The organism is Sphingobacterium hotanense (assembly GCF_008274825.1).
Taxonomy (GTDB): Bacteria; Bacteroidota; Bacteroidia; order Sphingobacteriales; family Sphingobacteriaceae; genus Sphingobacterium; species Sphingobacterium hotanense.
In genome coordinates this window covers 2,953,812-2,974,936 of record NZ_CP030848.1, presented here as the reverse complement: position 1 = coordinate 2,974,936, position 21,125 = coordinate 2,953,812, and the positions used below count along the sequence as shown (strand labels likewise).

At 41.4% G+C, this 21,125-nt stretch carries 16 protein-coding genes; 11 read left to right on the top strand and 5 right to left on the bottom strand.

Annotation, left to right across the window (positions count from 1 at the left end; genetic code table 11):
• The first annotated feature begins 172 nt into the window (after positions 1-172).
• Complete coding sequence (locus DSM08_RS12535) at positions 173-325, top strand: lmo0937 family membrane protein (RefSeq protein ID WP_149526482.1); 153 nt, start codon at positions 173-175, stop codon at positions 323-325.
• A 6-nt stretch (positions 326-331) separates the two neighbouring features.
• On the opposite strand, the gene DSM08_RS12530 is transcribed toward DSM08_RS12535, so the two are convergent.
• Positions 332-1,027, bottom strand: a complete 696-nt coding sequence (locus DSM08_RS12530; protein WP_149526481.1) for a 2-C-methyl-D-erythritol 4-phosphate cytidylyltransferase — start codon at positions 1,025-1,027, stop codon at positions 332-334.
• A 69-nt stretch (positions 1,028-1,096) separates the two neighbouring features.
• Entirely contained in the window at positions 1,097-2,146 is a 1,050-nt protein-coding gene (gene queA / locus DSM08_RS12525) for a tRNA preQ1(34) S-adenosylmethionine ribosyltransferase-isomerase QueA (protein WP_149526480.1), read from the bottom strand.
• Positions 2,147-2,414: 268 nt separating this feature from the next.
• Here queA and DSM08_RS12520 point away from each other — a divergent pair, with 268 nt between their 5' ends.
• Genes DSM08_RS12520 through DSM08_RS12505 form a run of 4 tightly spaced genes read left to right on the top strand, consistent with a single transcriptional unit; the run spans position 2,415 to position 9,510 of the window.
• Positions 2,415-4,874, top strand: a complete 2,460-nt coding sequence (locus DSM08_RS12520) for a glycoside hydrolase family 31 protein (RefSeq protein WP_149526479.1) — start codon at positions 2,415-2,417, stop codon at positions 4,872-4,874.
• 30 nt (positions 4,875-4,904) lie between these two features.
• Complete coding sequence (glgB, locus tag DSM08_RS12515; RefSeq protein WP_149526478.1) at positions 4,905-6,818, top strand: 1,4-alpha-glucan branching protein GlgB; 1,914 nt, start codon at positions 4,905-4,907, stop codon at positions 6,816-6,818.
• Between the two features lie 3 nt (positions 6,819-6,821).
• Positions 6,822-8,237, top strand: coding sequence for a glycogen synthase (locus DSM08_RS12510; RefSeq protein ID WP_187773857.1), 1,416 nt, complete (start codon positions 6,822-6,824; stop codon positions 8,235-8,237).
• A gap of 1 nt (position 8,238) precedes the next feature.
• The gene (locus tag DSM08_RS12505; RefSeq protein ID WP_149526476.1) at positions 8,239-9,510 is read left to right on the top strand and encodes a glucose-1-phosphate adenylyltransferase; all 1,272 of its coding nucleotides are present in this window, start codon (positions 8,239-8,241) and stop codon (positions 9,508-9,510) included.
• Between the two features lie 35 nt (positions 9,511-9,545).
• Here DSM08_RS12505 and DSM08_RS12500 read toward each other — a convergent pair whose 3' ends face one another.
• Together DSM08_RS12500 and DSM08_RS12495 are read right to left on the bottom strand one after the other, a co-directional pair.
• A complete protein-coding gene (locus tag DSM08_RS12500; RefSeq protein ID WP_149526475.1) occupies positions 9,546-10,700 on the bottom strand; it encodes an EamA family transporter in 1,155 nt (384 codons plus the stop codon).
• A 7-nt stretch (positions 10,701-10,707) separates the two neighbouring features.
• Positions 10,708-11,187 (bottom strand): Lrp/AsnC family transcriptional regulator, encoded by a 480-nt coding sequence (locus DSM08_RS12495; RefSeq protein WP_149526474.1) that lies wholly within the window; start codon positions 11,185-11,187, stop codon positions 10,708-10,710.
• Between the two features lie 327 nt (positions 11,188-11,514).
• Here DSM08_RS12495 and DSM08_RS12490 point away from each other — a divergent pair, with 327 nt between their 5' ends.
• From DSM08_RS12490 to DSM08_RS12465, 6 genes are all read left to right on the top strand, one after another.
• Entirely contained in the window at positions 11,515-14,439 is a 2,925-nt protein-coding gene (locus DSM08_RS12490) for an FAD-binding and (Fe-S)-binding domain-containing protein (protein WP_246172242.1), read from the top strand.
• A 44-nt stretch (positions 14,440-14,483) separates the two neighbouring features.
• Complete coding sequence (locus DSM08_RS12485; protein ID WP_149526473.1) at positions 14,484-15,137, top strand: hypothetical protein; 654 nt, start codon at positions 14,484-14,486, stop codon at positions 15,135-15,137.
• A gap of 371 nt (positions 15,138-15,508) precedes the next feature.
• On the top strand, positions 15,509-16,390 hold the full coding sequence (locus tag DSM08_RS12480; protein WP_149526472.1) for a hypothetical protein: 882 nt from the start codon (positions 15,509-15,511) through the stop codon (positions 16,388-16,390).
• The gene (locus tag DSM08_RS12475; protein ID WP_149526471.1) at positions 16,387-17,211 is read left to right on the top strand and encodes an alpha/beta hydrolase; all 825 of its coding nucleotides are present in this window, start codon (positions 16,387-16,389) and stop codon (positions 17,209-17,211) included. The genes DSM08_RS12480 and DSM08_RS12475 overlap by 4 nt, the downstream gene beginning before the upstream one ends.
• Before the next feature lie 130 nt (positions 17,212-17,341).
• Positions 17,342-19,672, top strand: a complete 2,331-nt coding sequence (locus DSM08_RS12470) for a TonB-dependent receptor (protein ID WP_149526470.1) — start codon at positions 17,342-17,344, stop codon at positions 19,670-19,672.
• A gap of 3 nt (positions 19,673-19,675) precedes the next feature.
• The gene (locus DSM08_RS12465; RefSeq protein ID WP_149526469.1) at positions 19,676-20,494 is read left to right on the top strand and encodes a DUF4249 domain-containing protein; all 819 of its coding nucleotides are present in this window, start codon (positions 19,676-19,678) and stop codon (positions 20,492-20,494) included.
• On the opposite strand, the gene DSM08_RS12460 is transcribed toward DSM08_RS12465, so the two are convergent.
• Positions 20,491-21,099, bottom strand: a complete 609-nt coding sequence (locus tag DSM08_RS12460; protein ID WP_149527717.1) for a polysaccharide deacetylase family protein — start codon at positions 21,097-21,099, stop codon at positions 20,491-20,493. The genes DSM08_RS12465 and DSM08_RS12460 overlap by 4 nt on opposite strands.
• Positions 21,100-21,125 lie beyond the last annotated feature (26 nt).

Below are 21,125 nucleotides of genomic sequence, written 5' to 3'. Positions count from 1 at the left end.
CCCGCCATAGGTCTAATTACTAACTACTTAATACTAAGTACTGCTCCATTTATTGAGTCGAGACAAATTTTTTTAAAAATTTAACAGCTTGTTGCAAACCTTTTATCATATGAGTTGTTAGAAAGTTGATAATATGTTTAAATAATTTAAAACAAATCAAAACTTTACTACTATGGGAAATATTTTGTATTTAATCGCTGTAATCTTAGTAATTATCTGGGCAATTAGCTTCTTAGGAGGTTATGCTACAGGTGGTATCATCCACATTTTATTGGTAATTGCTGTTATTGTCGTTTTATTAAGAGTTATTCGAGGAAACGCTTAAATGAGCTTAAATAGTATTATTTAAGTAATATTGAGCAATGGCGATATCTTCCTTAAAGGTGATTTTAATATTCTTATGATCACCTGGATAGATGGTTAAGCCGTTGCTCATTTTTTCTATTACTGAGGCATCGTCCGTAAACGTGGTTTCCTCTTTCTGTTTATAAGCCTCTTGGAATAGGCATGCTTCAAATACCTGAGGCGTCTGAACCAACCACACCTGATCTCTATCTACCGCTATATTTTCTTTCAAATTACCTAATCGAACAGAGTTGCTGCTCTGAACGGCAGGGATAATTGCTGGATTTTCCGTACAACAGGTTTGATATAGGTTTTCGATTAATGTCTGAGATACGAGGGGTCTTGCAGCGTCATGTACGCCAATCACATCGCCGGGAGATAGTTGATAGGTATTTTGTATGTAACGTAATCCATTTCTTACACTCTGAAATCTGCTGGCGCCGCCGTAGCATATTTGATGGGGAATTTCGAAACCATATTCCTTGCATTGTTCTTTCCAGAAAGTCTGCATATTTTCTGAAATAACCAGGATGATCTTGGCTTGAATGTTTGCCTCGGCGAACTTCGCTATGGTATGCATGAGGATAGGCTTAGTGGCTAGCAACATATATTGTTTTGGAAGATCGCTAGACATGCGCGAACCGCTACCCGCGGCAACAATGATAACAAAGTTTTGGTTCATAAAGACAAAGATAGTAAATAACAGAAAAGGAGGCCTAGGCCTCCTTTTTATTTTCTTTATGCTATATTCTTAGATAATTAACATCGCATCGCCGTATGAATAGAAACGGTATTTCTCTTTTACAGCAACTTCATAAGCATTCATAGTATTCTCATAACCTGCGAATGCAGCAATCATTACCAATAAGGTAGACTGTGGCGTGTGGAAGTTAGTAATCATTGAGTTTGCGATACTGAAATCGTAAGGAGGGTAGATGAACTTGCTTGTCCAATCGTTCGCTGCTTTCAAGTGTTTGTCAGCAGATACCGAAGACTCGATCGCGCGCATAGATGTTGTACCTACCGCACATATCTTACGTTTATTATCAATACCCTTATTTACCAATTTAGCCGCTTCATCCGTAATGATGAATTGCTCAGAGTCCATTTTATGCTTTGTTAAATCTTCTACCTCCACTGTACGGAAAGTACCAAGACCAACGTGCAATGTTACTTCAGCAAACTCAACCCCTTTAAGCTCTAGGCGCTTCATCAATTCGCGCGAGAAGTGCAAACCAGCTGTCGGAGCTGCTACGGCACCTTCGTTTTTCGCGTAGATCGTCTGGTAGCGGAATTTATCCTCTGGTGTTGCTTTACGTTTGATATATTTAGGAAGAGGTGTTTCCCCTAGGATTTCAATGTTTTTGCGGAATTCTTCGTCTGTACCGTCAAATAAGAAACGGATGGTACGTCCTCTAGATGTCGTATTATCTACTACCTCAGCAACAAGTAAGTCGTCATCGCCGAAGTATAGTTTGTTTCCTACACGGATTTTACGAGCAGGATCTACTAATACATCCCATAAACGAAGTTCTTTGTTCAACTCACGCAATAAGAATACTTCAATTGTAGCACCGGTTTTCTCTTTGTTTCCGTACATACGGGCAGGGAATACCTTGGTGTTATTTAAGATCATTACATCTTTATCATCAAAATAATCTAAAACGTCCTTGAAGATTTTGTGCTCAATTTTTCCACTGTCACGGTGTAAAACCATAAGACGCGATTCGTCTCTTTGTTCAGATGGTTCAGAGGCAAGTAAAGATTCAGGTAAATTAAAGTTGAATTGTGATAATTTCATTTTAAATAATGACAATATTAGACCCTCTAGCCTTACTGGGGCTAGAATTTAATAAGGCTTACAAAGGTAAGCATTTTTATGTATTTAATATGTCATATGTTTCCTTTACAAATTCTTAACGAAATCTTCTTTAGATAGGTAGCTAGAGTTGTACTTTTTTTTGCCATATTCAAAAGATTTCTATCTGCGATAGTGGTTTTTCTAAAATATATCGTAATTTAAATCGAACAAAAATAACTGTTAATATCTCCAAATGAATTAGGAAAAGATGGCTGATACTACCAAAAAAGAAGAGTTTGCAAATGATATCATACCTATCCCTGAAAGTCTAGAAGACGGCATGCAACACGTCAATAACCCTGTACTTGATTTACCACGGATAGAAAAACAATATTTAACCACTGTCAAAGGATTTTCGCAAGACCGGAATGTATTTTATTTCACTGATGGTCGCGCGAAGGTGGAGGTGAAGGTTGTCTCGGAAGAGATTATCCGCGTCAGATTAGCACCTGAGGGTGTTTTTTTAGCTGATTTTTCATACGCTATCAACCATAAACCCGATGAGTATGTCAATTATCAATTAGAAGAATCGGAGACACACTATAAAGTCAAGACCAATGCGGTAACCTGTTTTATCAAGAAGGATAACTTCTTTATCTCTTTCGGGAGCGCGGAGGAGAAAGTATTGAATGCAGACTTTGCGCCTATGCATTGGGAAGAAAATGTGGACTTTGGTGGGTATTATGTGTACTGTACGAAGGAAGCACAGGCCGATGAGGTTTTCTTTGGCTTGGGGGATAAGGCGACGAATTTGAATCTGCGTGGCAAGCGTGTTCGAAACTGGAATTCGGATACCTATTCCTACGCTTTCAATCAGGATCCACTTTACAAAACGGTTCCATTTTATATTGGAGTTACTCAAGGAGATGCCTATGGTATCTTTTTCGATAATACATTCAAGACATTTTTCGACTTCGCAGCAGAACATCATGACCAAACGAGCTTCTGGTCCGAGGGAGGCGAACTGCAATACTATTATATCCATGGTCCGAAAATGATCGATGTGGTGAAGCGGTACCACAGCATTACCGGAACACATTATATGCCACCGCTATGGGGGATAGGGTATCACCAGTGTCGCTGGAGCTACTATCCAGAAGCGAAGGTACGCGATGTAGCCTCAGAGTTTAGAAAACGTGAGATCCCCTGCGATGCCATTTATCTCGACATCGACTATATGGACGGATACCGTTGTTTCACTTGGAATAAGCGTTACTTTCCTGATCCCAAGAAGATGATTGCTGATTTAGCGGCTGATGGCTTTAAGACCGTAGTTATGATCGATCCTGGAATCAAGGTCGATGATCAGTATTGGGTATTTAAGCAGGGTAAGGAGAATAATTACTTCTGCCGACGCGGGGATGATTATTTTATGGAAGGATTTGTATGGCCTGGTCGCTGTCAATTTCCGGACTTCACCAACCCCGAAGTTCGCACTTGGTGGGGAACCTTGTATAAAGGCTTGGTAGAAGATGGAGTAGCTGGCTTTTGGAATGATATGAACGAGCCGGCTGTATTTGGTCGAGGAACTTTCCCAGACGATGTCCGTCATCAATTCGAAGGGCACCGCGGTTCGCATCGCAAAGCCCATAATATCTACGGGATGCAGATGGTTCGAGCGACTTACGAGGGATTGAAGAAATTATACCGTAACAAGCGACCATTTACGATTACACGTGCTGCCTATTCGGGCACACAGCGTTACTCTTCGGTGTGGACAGGGGATAATATTGCTACCTGGGAACATTTGCGCATCGGTACGTTGCAATTGCAGCGGTTATCGGTTTCCGGTATGTCGTTCTGCGGTACGGATATTGGCGGATTCACAGGCGAACCAGATGGCGAACTATATACACGTTGGATGCAGTTTGGTGTTTTCTCACCCTTTATGCGCGTGCACTCAGCAGGAGATACCCGCGATCGTGAGCCGTGGAGCTTCGGTCCGGAGTGGGAGGTTATCTGTAAGAAATTTATTGAATTACGATATAAACTATTGCCATATATCTACAGTGTATTTTGGCAACAACACAAATACGGCGACCCGATATTGAGACCAATTGCGTTATTGGAGCAACATATCGCCAAGAACCTTCAACGCGAAGAAGAATTTATGTTTGGCGATCATTTATTGGTTTCGCCTGTATTGCACCCGGGACAGTTAAATAAAGTTGTCTATCTGCCGGAGGGCACTTGGTATTATTATTTCAATAACCAAACTTATGCCGGAAGTCAGGAACATCAAATCGATACACCATTGGACGAGATGCCATTCTTTGTTCGCGGAGGTGCCATAGTTCCGGAGTTCCCAGTGATGCAATATACGGGAGAGCAAAAGATTGAGTCCTTAAAATTGACCTATTATTTCGCCGAGCAATCCTGCGACTCTTATGTGTATTCGGATCATGGGGACACCTTTGCTTACGAGCAAGACGTCTACATGGATAAGCATTTTATTGCTGAAGGGCAAGCCGCCTCGGTAAGTATTCGTCAAGGCGAGCAAGGCTTATATACGCCGAACTATAGCACGTTCGATCTATATCTTGTAGGCTTACCGTTTACACCGAAGCAATTGGTTGTCGACGGTTTAAAAATTGATTTTAAAACAGATGCAGAAGGACGATCCTATGTACAATTAGACCGTGATTTTAAGAAGATAATCATTCAATAGTAACTCTACTCATAGAAAAACAAGTTAAGCATGACTGAAGCGGTTCAAGTACATAGCTTACTGTCGGATTTTGATGTTTCATTATTTCGGTCAGGAAGGCATTATAAGCTTTATGAAAAATTCGGATCCCATGAGTTAAGGATCGACGCTGTCGACGGGGTCTACTTTGCCGTTTGGGCACCGAATGCGAAAGAGGTTTCCGTTATTGGGAACTTTAATGGTTGGAACCCACATTCGCATCAGCTTCATGTACGTTGGGACAGCAGTGGTATATGGGAAGGTTTTATCCCTAAGCTGCAAAATGGAGAGGTTTATAAATACCATATCTTAACGAATCAGGGGGAGCGCTTGGAGAAGGCAGATCCCTTCGCCCTGCATACGGAGATTCCACCGAGCACAGCTTCTATTGTATCGACGACTTGGTACTCCTGGACGGATTCAGAATGGATGTTTAATCGTCGTGAAACGAACGCATTAGACCGTCCGTATTCCGTATATGAGATGCACTTAGGATCCTGGATGCGAGATCCGAAACATCCGGATCGTTTCTTTAGCTATAAGGAAATCGCCGATCGCTTAATTCCTTACCTATTGGAAATGGGCTTTACCCATGTAGAGTTCATGCCGGTTATGGAGCATCCTTATTATCCATCTTGGGGATATCAGATTACAGGTTATTTTGCTGCCAGCTCGCGCTACGGAAGTCCGCAGGAATTAATGGGGCTTATCGATGCGCTGCATCAGGCCGGTATTGGGGTGCTGCTCGATTGGGTGCCATCACATTTTCCGGGCGATGCTCATGGTCTTTATCGTTTCGATGGGACACATCTTTTTGAGCATGAGGATCCCAAGAAAGGGTTTCACCCAGATTGGCAGTCTTATATCTTCAATTATGGGCGCAATGAGGTAAAGTCATTTTTGATCAGCAATGCCTTCTTCTGGTTGGACCGTTATCACGTTGATGGACTTCGTGTCGATGCGGTTGCATCCATGTTGTATCTCGATTATTCGAGAAAAAAAGATGAATGGATACCGAATGAATTTGGTGGCAATGAAAATTTGGAGGCCGTTGCATTTCTTAAAGAACTGAACGAGGCGGTTTATAAATACTTTCCAAATACACAAACGATAGCAGAGGAATCGACCTCATGGCCGGGCGTTAGTCGGGCAACATTTCAAAACGGCTTAGGCTTCGGGATGAAATGGATGATGGGTTGGATGCACGACACATTGGCTTACTTTAAAGAAGATCCGATCAACAGATCTTACCATCATGATAAGATGACTTTTGCTGGAGTATATGCTTTTACAGAAAATTTTATGCTTCCACTGTCTCACGATGAAGTCGTGTATGGTAAGCAATCTTTAATCTATAAAATGCCTGGTGATGAGTGGCAAAAGTTTGCTAACTTAAGGTCACTTTATCTCTATATGTTCACTTTTAGTGGCAGCAAATTGCTGTTTATGGGAGGTGAATTTGGGCAAACATCGGAATGGAATGTGAACCAGTCTTTGGACTGGCATCTCTTACAATTCAAACCACACTCGGGCATGAAGAAATTCGTGTCCGACCTAAATAAGGTTTATAGAAATTACCCGGCATTGTATGAGAAGGCTTTCAGTCCGGAAGGTTTTGCATGGATTGAGATGGCTGATCATACGAATAGTCTTTTCGTTTACACCCGGAAGGGGCATAATGAAGAAAATGATCTGCTGGTAGTTTTGAACCTGACGCCTGTTGTGCGGCGTAATTTCCGAGTGGGAGCAACGCATGCCGGTACCTGGGAATTAGTACTTAATTCTGACGAGACAAAGTATCATGGCAGTGGCGTTTCCGTGAAAAAGAAAGTTGCCACAGATGCTGTATTTTGGATGAACCAAAAGCAGTCTATTGTATTAGATATTCCGCCATTAGCGGGGTTAATTTTTAAACGCGTTTTATAGATTATGCAAGTTATTCATTTAAGTGTAGAGTGTTTTCCTGTTGCAAAGGTCGGTGGATTAGCGGATGTTGTTGGTTCATTGCCGAAATATCAACGTCAATTGGGTGTTGATGCCGCTGTTATGATGCCTTATTTTGATCGGAAATTTACGCAGGATCATGAATTTGAATCTATTGCGAAAGGAGAGATTTATCAAGGATCGGCTTTACTGAGCTATGAGGTGCTTCGGGAAAGCAAGGATACGCTTGGATTTCCACTTTATCTGATTCGTATTCCGGGGGTGTTGGACCGTGAAGAGGTCTACTGTTATCCGGATGAAGCAGAGCAATGGATTGCTTTTCAGCACGCCGTACTACATTATTTGAAAACAAATGAGCTGAAGCCGGATGTGTTGCATTGTCATGATCATCACGTCGGTCTGATTCCGTTTCTGATACGCTATACGAATGACTACCGATCCTTAGCAGATATTCGCACTGTTTTCACGGTGCATAACGGACAATACCAAGGTTGGATGAATTGGAACAAGGGTATATTACTTCCAGGATTTGACACCTGGAAATGGGGACTCTTGGATTGGGATGGTCTGATCAATCCATTAGCAACCGCTATAAAATGCTGCGATGCTTATACTACAGTATCCGAAGGCTATCTAGAGGAGCTTTATGAGGAGGCAAACGGATTACAAGCCTTGTTTTATGATGAACGTGGGAAATCCCACGGCATTGTCAATGGTATTGATCCTGCTTATTGGGATCCGATCAACGATCAGTTGATTATCGAGAATTATGGAATCGCACAAGTTGACGAGGGCAAATTGGCAAATAAGAAAATCCTTTGTACTCAATATGGCTTGGATCCGGCCTTACCTCTTTTAAGTTTTATAGGCCGTTTTGCAAGCGAAAAGGGTGCTGATATTTTAGCTCCGATTATCGAGGACTTATTGAGTCCGGCGGATGTACAACTCAGCGTCTTTATTTTGGGCTCTGGCGATGCCAATATACAAAATAGTATTGCTGCATTGACGCAACGTTTCAAGGGTAGGTTAGGAGTTTTCTTTGGCTATAACGAAGGCTTGGCGCATCAGGTTTACGCCGCGTCTGACCTCTTGATTATGCCGTCGCGCGTAGAACCATGTGGCTTGAATCAGCTTTATGCATTGAAGTATGGTACTATTCCGATTGTTCGCAAAATTGGAGGACTAAAGGACACGGTTATTGATGTGGAAGATGCAGGCTATGGTTTTGTATTTGCAGATGTCGATGCGGCTCAAGCTGCAGCGACCGTTCGTAGAGCATTGACTTATATTTCCGACGAGAAGCAATTTGATGAGATTCGAGCAAATGCCATGGAACTGGATTTTTCCTGGCATAAGTCTGCTCAAAAATATATTGATTTATATAACCAATTACTTAGATGATATGGCGCACAAAGTTGTTTCAATTGTATTAGGAGGAGGCCGAGGGACACGCCTTTATCCATTGACCGACCAGCGGTCTAAACCTGCGGTTCCTATCGCTGGAAAATACAGATTGGTGGATATTCCCATCTCTAACTGTTTGAACTCAGGTTACAACAAGATATTTGTACTGACACAATTTAACTCTGCGTCGCTGAACAAGCACATCAAGAACTCCTACAACTTTAGTATTTTCAGTAAAGGTTTTGTGGATATTCTTGCTGCTGAGCAGACTAGTGAAGGGGATAGTTGGTTTGAGGGAACTGCAGATGCGGTACGCCGTACGCAGAAGAACTTAGTCAATGTGGATTATGACTACGTACTGATTCTTTCGGGAGACCAATTATATCAGATGGATTATTCCGCGATGGTCGATTTCCACGTGAAGGGCGGCGGCGATATTACTATCGCAACGATTCCTGTTTCGGGAAAAGAGGCTACAGGCTTTGGGATTTTGAAGTCCGACGAAAACGGCGAGGTATCATCTTTTATCGAGAAACCTAGCAAGGATTTGCTTCCAGATTGGACATCGGAGGTTCCGGAAGAATTGGAAAAGCAGGGTAGAAATTATCTGGCTTCGATGGGTATCTATGTTTTCTCAAAGGGTATCATGAAGAAGCTATTAGCGGAGAATAAAGGAATGGATTTTGGGAAGGAAATTATTCCGGATGCCATAGGCAACGTCAAGATATTGAGCTATCAGTATGATAACTATTGGACTGATATCGGTACTATTTCCTCATTTTTTGAAGCTAACATTGGTCTAACGGATGATATTCCAGCATTTAATCTTTTTGGTGAGACGGTATATACACGTGCGCGTATGCTGCCTCCATCGAAGGTGTCGGGGACTACTTTAAATCATGTGATTGTTTCCGACGGCTGTATCATTTTGGCGGATAAGATCCATCGTTCGGTGATGGGGATCCGCTCTCGTGTCGGTGCTGGAACGGTCATTAAAATGACTTACATGATGGGTTCTGATTATTATGAGGAGCTGACCGAGGTTTTGGAAATGACTAATAGCCAAGAGCCGCCACCAATCGGTGTTGGTGAACGTTGTTATATCGAAAATGCCATTCTAGATAAAAATTGCCGTATTGGTAATGATGTTCGCATCAAAGGCGGAAAGCATTTGCCGGATGGTGATTTTGAGCATTATTCTGTAGTCGATGGAATTATAGTCGTCAAGAAAAATGCCGTAATCGATCATAATACCAGTATTGGTTTGTAAAAGAGAAGCGCCTTGTCAAAAACAAGGCGCTTCTTTTATTCTTCTGTTCTTTGTGTTTCTTCAGTTGGCAAATCTTTGATTTCGCTTTCTTTTTTCGGTTTCTTCTTACCAAATTCTACCACTTCAACGATACGTGGAATACTGGATTTCGGAGCCATATGGCGCAGCTTCTTGATCTTTCTTCTTCGTTTGTAGTTTCTCACTAAACTGCTGTCTTGATATAAATTCCAGTTCATCAATAGAACCGAGAATAATACGACCGCTAGTCCGATAATTTGCAGCTTGGTAACCTCGTGGTCGGTAAAGAAGTGCACGAGGATAAGGGCAACGATTGGGTTGACATAAGCATACGTACTTACCTCTGTCGCCGGACGCACTTGCAATAGGAAAATATAACAGCTAAATGCTAAAATAGATCCCATTAGAGCTAGGTAGACCATAGCGCCCCAATATTCTACCGATACAGTTGCCGGATCAAATCGGCTGTATTCCCCATTGAACAATGCCACAGTAGTAAATGCTGTCCCTGCTACGACCATTTGCCAAGCAGTTTTTACCATCACATTCAGATCTTCCTCTTTTGCCGGCGCAAGGGCATCAGCATCAGTCGGTTTTCCTTTTGTTCTTTCTTTGCTATATTTTGACCATAGGGAGCCAACTGTCCAACCGATGGTCCCTAAGGTTAAGACAATCATCGCTGTTAGCTTATTCTCGCTTTCTGCCGATTCTGAGGCAGGGCCGAATATCTGTTCTGCAAACAACATAATGACACCAATAAAGCCCAATATGAGACCAAGGATCGTCGTTACGCTAGAGAAGTTCTCTTTCCACTTTGGTTTATCTAAGATGATGAACCAAATAGCAGTCGCAGCAGAGAGTATCGATACGATGGCACTGGAGATGAACTGTTCAGACCATATAATCGCTGCCATATCAATAAATAGTAGAAGGAAGCCAACAAAGGCAGCATCCTTTACTGCTTTTTTAATATAGATCTTGTATCCTTTTAGATAACAATAACCCATAAGTAGTGTACCCGCAATAATAAAACGGATAGAGCCTAATACAAAAGGAGGGAAGGCATGCAACGCCTTTTCAATAAAGAAGAAAGTGGAACCCCAAACCACATAAACGACAGCATATGCAAAAATGATAGTGCTTGCTGATGGGGTAGTTGTATCTTTTACCATGGTATGCTTATTCCTTTGTAGGAATCACTAATTTGTTGTCTTCTTTTACTGTTTCTAGAACGATAGTCGTACGGGTGGAGATAATCCCCTCGATTTTACTTAATGAATTGCGCATGAGGTCGACTAAACCTGCAGAGTCATTCGTTCTTACTTTAATTAGATAGCCATCTTCACCGGCGATATCATGCACTTCAAGCACGTCTGGAATCTCGGCTAATAAGAGTCCTACTTTTTGCACACCAATGATATCTTGTGTTTTGATAAAGATGAAGGAAAGCATTTTCTGGTCTAATGCTGCAGGATTGATTCGAGCGTTATATTGAAGGATAACATCCTTTTGCTCAAGTTTTTTAACGCGCTCCAGGATAGCAGAAGGTGCCATTCCTAATTCACGCGCGATATCTGCGTTGTTCGTGCGCGCATTGTCTTGCATAATCCTCAGAATTTGAAGATCAATTTGGTCCAATGAATATTCTAATTTTGCCATATCGCGCAAATATCGTCATTTCCGAATAATATTCAAATTAATATGAATTAAAATGAATAAAATTCAGTTTAAAGATGTTAGCACAGGATATTCTTTTTGAGGAGCGTAACGAAATCCGCAGGGACTATACGCTAATATACAGAATATAAAATGAATATCATCTTTATTTACTGATACTGAGTCTGATGTAATTTTGTGGTTTTGCGGTATTTTGCGTGTTTTTAATAAAACAATGCGTAATAAAAGATTTAATTGAGGGTAAAACGGAAAAAATGCAGTTTATTTTATCGAATATTGCGTAATTTAGTGTTTTCAATCTATACAGTCGTGTCGGAAATTTCAAGTTTACTATCCTTATCTGAATCTCTTTCGGGAGATTTATACTTTGATGCCAACAATGTAGAACATCAGACCATGCGCCTTGCGTATTCCACTGATGCATCAGTTTATCAGGAACTGCCCCTTGCGGTTTGTATTCCTCATCATATTGATGATTTGCAAAAATTAATACATTATGCGAAGCGTCATCATACCACCCTAATTCCTCGTACTGCGGGAACCTCTCTTGCGGGGCAGGTTGTTGGAGCGGGGATTGTTGTCGATGTTTCGAGATTCTTCAATCAGATACTGGAGGTTAATGTTGAGGAACAGTGGGCGCGCGTACAACCGGGCGTTATTCGCGACGACTTGAATGCGTATTTGCGTCCATACGGTTTGATGTTTGGACCAGAGACCTCGACAGCAAGCCGGGCGATGATCGGTGGGATGATTGGAAATAATTCATCGGGATTGCACTCTATAGTATGGGGCGATACGCGGGAAAATCTGTTGGCTGCAAAAGTATTACTGGATGACGCAAATCTGGTCGAGTTTAGCGATTTGAGTGAGGCGGAATTCTTTAGTAAGTTAGCCCTGAAGACACGTGAGGGTGAAATCTATCGAGATATTAATGGGATTTTAACGGATAAGTCGAATCGTGACGCTATCGTGGCGGGATATCCAAAGAGTGAAATAACGCGTAGGAATACGGGTTATGCTTTAGATATGTTGTTGGACCATAGCCAGCCATTTAACTTTTGTCGCTTATTAGCGGGTTCGGAAGGAACGATTGGGATAATTACAGAGGCGAAAATTAAACTGATGCCATTGCCACCAAAGGAGATTGGCTTGTTATGTGTTCATTTTAACGATATGGTCGAATGTATGCGTGGAAATGCGCTAGCATTGAAATATCATCCTGAAGCATCTGAGCTTGTTGATAAGTATATTTTAGATTTTACTGTTGGTCATCCGACCTATCAGTATAATAGATTTTTTATAGAAGGCGATCCTCAGGCTTTATTGATTGTCGAGTTCCGTGCTGATACTATTGAAGAAATAGAACAAAAGGCTGCAGCCTTGAAGCTAGCTTTGCAATCGGCTCAATTAGGCTATGCCTATCCGCTGATTATGGGTTCGGAGCAGTGTAATCTAGTGTGGGATGTTCGTAAAGCTGGTTTAGGCTTAATTAGAAATCTACCTGGCGATAATCAACCTGTCAATTTGATTGAGGACTGCGCGGTTTCGCCGGAAGATTTACCGGATTATGTTGCAGATATTCAAAAGTTATTGTCGGAGGAGCAAGTGCATGCCTCCTATTATGCGCATGCCGGCGCCGGAGAGCTTCATATCGAGCCTTTCATTAATTTAAAATCCGCGGAGGGGCGTCGTCAGTTCCGTTCGATCTTAGAGAAGACAACGGATCTGGTATTAAAATATAATGGATCCCTAAGCGGCGAACATGGGGATGGTCGTTTGCGCGGAGAATTTATAGGAAAAGTACTGGGTGAGCAAGTTTATCAACTCTTACTTCAGGTAAAGCAAGCATTCGATCCGAATCATATTTTCAACGCGAGGAAGATTGTTGATACTCCGCCGATGGATACGCATTTGCGCTATGACAACGTTCGCGATGGCAAGGATATCAACACTTATTTTGATTTCACGCAGAACGAGAGCATTTTACGCTTAGCGGAGAAATGTTCAGGTTCGGGCGATTGTCGAAAAACGGAAATTACGGGAGGGACCATGTGTCCGTCATTTATGGCTACACGCGATGAGAAAGATACAACGCGCGCGAGAGCCAATATGTTGCGTCAGTTCTTGACGAACTCCAATAAGCAAAATCGTTTCGACCATGAGGAGTTGAAGGAGGTGATGGATCTTTGTTTGAGTTGTAAGGGCTGTAAAACGGAATGCCCGTCTAGTGTGGATATTGCGAAGATGAAAGCGGAGTTTCTGCAGCATTATTACGATGCGAATGGTAGCAGTTTCCGTTCCAAGTTGATTGCGAATTTTACGCAATCGCAGAAACTAGGATCTTATGTTGCGCCGATATATAATTTCTTTGCAACGAACCAGATTACTTCTGGAATTATCAAATCCGTTGTAGGATTTGCCCCTAATCGTTCCTTGCCGAAAGTGCATGGTACCACGCTAAGTGCTTGGGTTAAGAAGCAGGAAACAGCGAAACAAAAAAGGAAAGTTTACTTGTTCAGTGATGAGTTTACGGAATATAACGATACGGAGATTGGTATCACCGCTTATAAATTATTGACGGCCTTAGGTTATGAGGTTGTTGTTCCAAAACATCTGGAAAGTGGTCGAACTTTTCTTTCGAAAGGATTTGTAAAGAAGGCGAAGGAGCTTGCGAACAAGAATGTGAATATGTTAGCAGATCTGATCAGCGAGGAAACACCCTTATTGGGAATAGAGCCCTCGGCGATTATCACCTTCCGCGACGAATATGTTGACTTAGTGGATTCGGAAAATAAAATCAAAGCAGTAAACTTGGCGAAGCATGCATTGATGGTTGATGAGTTTCTAGTGCAAGAGATAAAGGCAGGTAGAATACATGCAGAACAGTTCACGGCCGACAAGCAGAAAATCAAGCTACATGGTCACTGTTATCAAAAGGCGTTTAAATTGGTAGATTACACAAAGCAGCTATTGTCATTGCCAACAAACTTTGAAGTGGAGGTGATCCCATCCGGCTGTTGCGGAATGGCTGGGTCCTTTGGTTATGAGAAAGAGCATTTTGAGGTTTCCCAAAAGGTTGCTGAGTTGGTGCTGTTCCCAACGCTGCGTAAGACAGGAGCAGAGTATATCATTGCAGCAGCTGGTACCTCATGTAGGCATCAAATTAAGGATGGTGTTCAGCGTAAGTCTTTCCATCCGGTGGAAATTATGTACGATGCGCTAATCCAGAAATAAGAAACTTTTTGTAAATTAAGCTGTTGTATTAAAAAAGAGAGATTATGAAAAAAATATTAAGCTATTGCTTATTAGCGTCTACAGTTGTAGGTTTTGCCGCTTGTGGAAATGCAAATAAATCAGGAGGCTCATCAACAGACTCTACAGGTTCTTCCGTTAGTGCTTCTGCTAGCACGCTAAATCAATTGACGAATGATCCCAAAGGGTCGCCTTTACATTTCTATTTCAATATGAATGAGGTAGGGCAGACCGATTCTTCGGTTGTGTATGATGCAAAATCGCTTTATAACAATGATACAGTTGGATTTAAATTGGAAGTGCTAAAAAATATCGAGGCGGGAATTACGGCACAGAATACTCCGGATAACGATAAAGGATTTAGAGTAGGATCGCTACGTATTTCGAGCTTAGGATTAGTTTCGGACAATTTCCTAAAGGCGGTTGGCGATCTTTACGGTATGCAGGCTGGCGGTCCGATGACGGATAGGGCGATATCGCCGATGGTGTTTTCATCTAATAATGAGACCGTAGATCTAAGCAAATCGAAATCATATAATTTCAAACTATTCTTCGATCAAGCGAATGGGGAGCCGGCAGAGTTTTTTGCGGTAGTCGATAACTATAAGAAATCGTTTGAACTGACCGAGAAAGATTCTACCTTCCGTAACGCATTTTTTAATGCATTGACTGGAAAGTAGTTGAAAATGATATAAAGAATAGAAAGCACCCTGTGGGGTGCTTTTTTTGTGTCGCGATTCGAAAGCATCAACAAGTTTATTCTCCATTTTATAAAAAACTATGGTACACATTGGGATGAAATATGCATTTGAGAGACATTATGTTTATTTAATATTCTTGATAGGAAAATTGTTGTAGTTTTGGGTTATAAAATATAGTTCATTTGAAAGTTATTGCTGTTATAACAGATGTCTTAGGTCGTTCCGTGAGGACTCGGCAAAAGGAGTTCTTTGACATGATTATAGGAGAGCCACTCTGGACCTTTGGATCGAATGAATGGTCGAAGGTATTTCGTAGTATATCTATAATTGGTTTTATTAACTTTACCAGAATGAGAAATTCGTTTACTTCCATATTGCTGTTTACCGTATTCATTTTTTCGGTTTTGACTATTTCTGCACAGGAAATGGGTACCGTTAGGACAGCCTTAGGGAAAGCGGATCATCCTGCTCTGGGCGAGATTTCGGGTATAGTTTCTTCGCGAACATATCCTGGCAAGTATTGGGTCCATAATGATAGTGGGGATACCGGTAGGATCTTTTTGATCGATAGTGTTGCGAAGATGTCTTGTGAATTTCATCTCGAGGGAGTGGATGCGAAGGACGTTGAAGACATTGCATGGGTTAGGGATAAAGGAAAAAATTATATCTTACTCGCTGATATTGGAGACAATTTAGCAAAGCGCGAAGAGATAAAGCTCTACTATTTTGAAGAGCCGATGATGAAAACTGGAGTGAGTAAGGATACGATTGCTTCTACTGCGATTCGAACGATCGTTTTAAATTATCCGGACAAAGCTCGCGATGCGGAAGCAATTTTTGTTGATCCGGTGGATCAGCGTTTTTATCTGATCAGTAAACGCGATTTCTATTCAACGCTGTACAGTGCTGATATTTTCAAATTTAAAAAGGATCGCTACATTTTGCGTAAGGAAATGGAGTTTCCTTTTACCTTTGTGACTGCGGCAGATATTGCTGAGAATGGCGATGTTATTATAGTCAAGAATTTAACGCAGGTGTTTTATTGGGACAGGAAAACTGAGGAATCTATCATCAGCAGTTTACGCAAGCCCTTTCAGAAAGTAAGTTATTCTGTTGAGCCCCAAGGCGAAGCGATAGCATTCGACCATTTCCCTTTCACATTTGTCACGATCAGTGAGCGTCCTTTTGGTTTAGATGCTTATCTTTATCAGTACAAATACACTAAACCATGAAAATAAATTTTACGATTCTATTCTTTCTTCTTGGATTCTCATTAAGCTTTGCTGCAAAAGTAGATACTTTATCGGTGCCTAGCGCAGCGATGGGTAAGAGCATCAAAACAGTTGTTATTACTCCAGAAAAAGGGGGCAATAATATGCCAGTGTTGTATCTTCTGCATGGCTATTCTGGCGATTACGGTAATTGGGTGAATAAGGTGCCTGCCTTGAAGGCTTTGGTCGATCAGTATGGATATATGGTTGTTTGTCCAGATGGAGGCTATGGTTCTTGGTATTGGGATATCGCCGGGAATAAAGATTATCAGTATGAAACCTTTGTCAGCAAGGAGTTAGTCAATCATATTGATGGCAAATACAATACTTCGAAAGAGCGTACGAAGCGTGGCATTACAGGGTTGAGTATGGGTGGGCATGGTGCCTTGTATTTGGCAATACGCCATCAGGATGTGTTTTCGGCGGCTGGCAGCACCGCGGGAGGCGTTGATATCCGTCCATTTCCGAATAATTGGGAGATGGCTTCGCGCTTAGGCAGCTATGCCGATAACCCTGAGAAATGGAATCAGCATACTGTTATGGAGATGACGCATTTAATTAAGCCTAAATCGTTAGAGATCTTCATCGACTGCGGCGTGGAAGACTTCTTCTACGGCGTGAATGAGAAGTTGCATGAGAAGCTACAGTATATGAATATTCCGCACCGTTATTTGACGATGCCGGGTGCACATAACTGGGACTATTGGAGCAAATCTATTCATTATCAGATGGCTTTCTTCCATGAGGTATTTCATAAACCTACGGAGCCCGCTAAAAAGTAACAGTCGGATAAAGCATCTTATTTTTTCAGGAAAATAGAATATTAATAAGGAATTTAAAGTTGCATTAGCGATTTTGAATAACAAGTTGGCTTTTCTATTTTAGTTGCAGATTTTAAAGCTGCCGCTATATATGCTGATCAACTGTAAAAAGTGCTCATTTCTCTTATTATGCCTACTTAGTGTTTTATTCACTTTTGGGCAAGAGAAAATTACCTTAAGTGGAATTATCAAAGACGTCAATTCGGGCGAAACATTAATTGGAGCTTTAATTCGCGTTCAAGACGCAAATGTTAGCGGATATTCAAATAATTACGGATTCTATTCCATTACGCTGCCTGCTGGGGAACATCTTGTTGAGGTGTCTTATGTAGGCTATAACCGCATTTCCCAATCAATCAATCTTACGGAGAATAGAAAGCTTGATTTTGAGCTGAACGATAATTCGACGACGATCGAAGAAGTCGTTGTTTCTGGAAAGCGTCAGAATGAGAATGTAGCGAGTCCGCAGATGGGAAATTTAAAGTTTACAATGGAGGAACTGAAGAATGTTCCAATACTCTTTGGTGAGAAAGATATTTTAAAAACCATCCAATTAATGCCTGGGGTAGCTTCGGGTGGAGAGGGAAGTTCTAGCTTCTATGTCCGTGGTGGTGCAGGCGATCAGAATCTTATTTTACTCGATGAGGCGACGGTTTATAACGCGTCGCATTTGCTCGGTTTTTTCTCGACATTCAACTCCGATGCTATAAAGGATGTCAATCTTTACAAAGGTGGAATTCCGGCACAATACGGGGGGAGAATTTCATCGGTGATGGATATTTCCATGCTGGATGGAAACAATAAAAAGTTTGCAGCGGAAGGGGGGATTGGTTTAATCGCGTCACGATTAAAACTTGAGGGACCGATCGTTAAAGATAAGAGTTCCTTTATGTTAAGTGGGCGAAGGACGTATGCAGATATGTTTTTGAAGGCATCAAAAGATGAAACGGTAAAGAACAGCCGTTTGTATTTCTATGATCTGAATGCTAAGATGAACTATAAGCTCAATGACCGCAATACAGTTTATTTATCAGGTTATTTTGGAAAGGATGAGTTAGGCTATGGTGATCTCTTTGGTTTCGACTGGGGTAATGCAACAGCTACGGTCCGCTGGAATCATATCTTTAATGAAAAGCTATTCAGCAATACCACACTGATCTATAGTGATTTCACCTATAATGTGAAAGTCAATAACGATGATTCGGATTTTAAAATAGCTTCGAAGATTAGAAATTGGAACTTGAAACAGGATTTCTCTTATTATTCTTCGAACAACAATACCTTGAAGTTTGGGCTGAATGTTTTACGTCAGCAAGTTTTGCCGGCAAGTTTGAATGCCAGCAGTGAATCGGCTGTTAATTCGATTAATATCGAAAAACGTCAAGGCATCGAGGCGGCTGCCTATATTTCCCATGAGTGGAAGCCTTTAGAGCAGCTATCATTTATTTATGGACTCCGTTTGAATGATTTCATGGTGATGGGACCAGGCACTTTCTATTCTTTTGATCAAGATGGGGAGCCGACAGATGAAGCTGTTTATGGCAGCTCGATTATTAAGCATCATTTCAATCTGGAGCCACGAGCTTCCATGGCATACATTCTAAACCCGCAGAACAGTATCAAAGCAAGCTACAATCGTATTGCACAGAACTTACATCAACTGACCAACACGACGTCGAGTCTTCCGACTGATCAATATGTTTTGAGTAGCTTGAATATCAAGCCACAAATTGCAGATCAAGTAGCTTTAGGGTATTTCCGTAACTTGAATAATGATGCCTATGAACTATCAGTAGAGACCTATTATAAGTTCATGGACAATCAGATAGATTTTAGAAATGGTGCAGATTTACAGGCAAATAAGTACCTAGAAGGGGAGCTGTTGTTTGGAATCGGAAGATCTTATGGGGTTGAGTTCCTTGTTCGCAAGAACAAAGGGAAGCTTAATGGTTGGATTTCATACACCTTGGGTCGTAGCGAACGACAGTTTGACGGCATCAACGATGGAAACTGGTTTGCAGCGAGACAGGATAGAACACACGACATCGCTGTAGTAGGAATGTATCAGTTGTCTAAAAGTTGGAACTTGGGAGCGACTTTTGTATTCAATACCGGAAATGCTATTACTTTCCCAAGTGGGAAATATCAAATCGATGGCACGACGATGTTCTACTATACGGAGCGAAATGGTTACAGGATGCCGAATTATCATCGTTTGGATTTGTCAGCCAATTATGAGCCAAACAAGGAAAACAAACGTTTCAATTCAAGCTGGTCTTTCGGTATTTACAATGCGTACAACCGCAAGAACGCTTATATCATTGATTTCAGAGAAAATGAACAAAACCCTAATGTGACCGAAGCTTACAAGATTGCTTTATTTGGTATCATACCTTCAGTTACATGGAACTTTAAATTTTAAAAGATGCGCAGCATACAGATATACTTATTAGGAATCTTTGTTTTACTAGGATTTGCTTCCTGCGAAGAGAAGATTGACGTTGATTTAAATACTGCGAATGCGAAGGTTGTGATTGAAGCGGATTTGAATAACTTGGATCGAAATCAGGAGATTATGGTTTCAAGAACAGTCGCATTTGATGAAAGCAGAGCGTTTGAGCCGGTTGATAATGCTGTGGTCAGCGTAGTGACGGGTTCGGGTAGTACATTTAATTTCGAATCAATCGGCGGTGGCCGATATTCGCATAGTAATATGGGTATCATCGCTCAGCAGGAATACACATTAAATGTGTCTGTTGATGGACAGACTTACAGTTCGACAACTCGTATGCCTAATTATGTCGAAGTGGACTCTGTAGGGGTAACCAAGGAGAACATCTTTAATGAAGATTATTATTTCGTCAACTTGAGCTTTGACGATCCGGAGGGCGTCGAGAATTACTATAAGTATAACGTCGAGATTATAGGTGTCGGTGATAATGCTACTGCTATGCAATTCAACTCTGTTTATTCGGATAAGTTCAATGACGGTTTACATGTCACGCATCAAATTGGCGGTAGAAATGCCGAGATAGCTAATGGTGATAACGTCCGCGTCCGTCGCTATTGTATTGCGAAAGACGTTTACAAATATTGGTCAGAATATCAGTCAACAAATCCGGGAAGCGCATCACCTGCCAACCCCACTTCCAATATCAGCAATGGCGCGCTAGGCTATTTCTCAGTGGCTGGAGTGAAAGAATTTGTTGTAGAGATTAATGACTCCTTTAGTTTAGAAGATTAAAGGCTAGCGAAGTTATAACCTTTGGCGAGTAATTGATCGATTGCTCTAGGAAGAGCATACTGAACATTCTCAATCGCCTTTATATTGTCGTGGAATACGATAATGCTACCACTCCTTGTGTAATTAACCGCATTCTGAAGGCATTGATCCGGACTGATTCGCTTGTCGTAGTCGCCTGTGAGGACATCCCACATAATGACCCGATACTTTTTTGACACTTCTCTCAGTTGTGACTTCTTGATTCTACCATAGGGTGGACGAAAGAGCGGACTGTTGATGAGTTGATCGGCTTTTTCTACATTAGCCAAATAGATGGAATCATCCGTATTCCAACCTTTCAGGTGGTTGTAAGTATGATTGCCAACTTGATGTCCTTCTGCTAAGATACGTTGAAAGATATCCGGATGCTTCCGGACATTATCCGCCACACAGAAAAAGCAAGCTTTTACATTTCTCTCTTTAAGGCAATCAAGAATCCAGGGGGTAATCTCGGGGATTGGACCGTCGTCAAAGGTTAAGAATATATTATTTTTTTCCTCTTTTAGCCTCCAAATTGCATTTGAGTAAAGATATGGAAGAATAAAAAGCGGACGGACGATATGCATATTGATAGAGTACTTTAATATTGGCA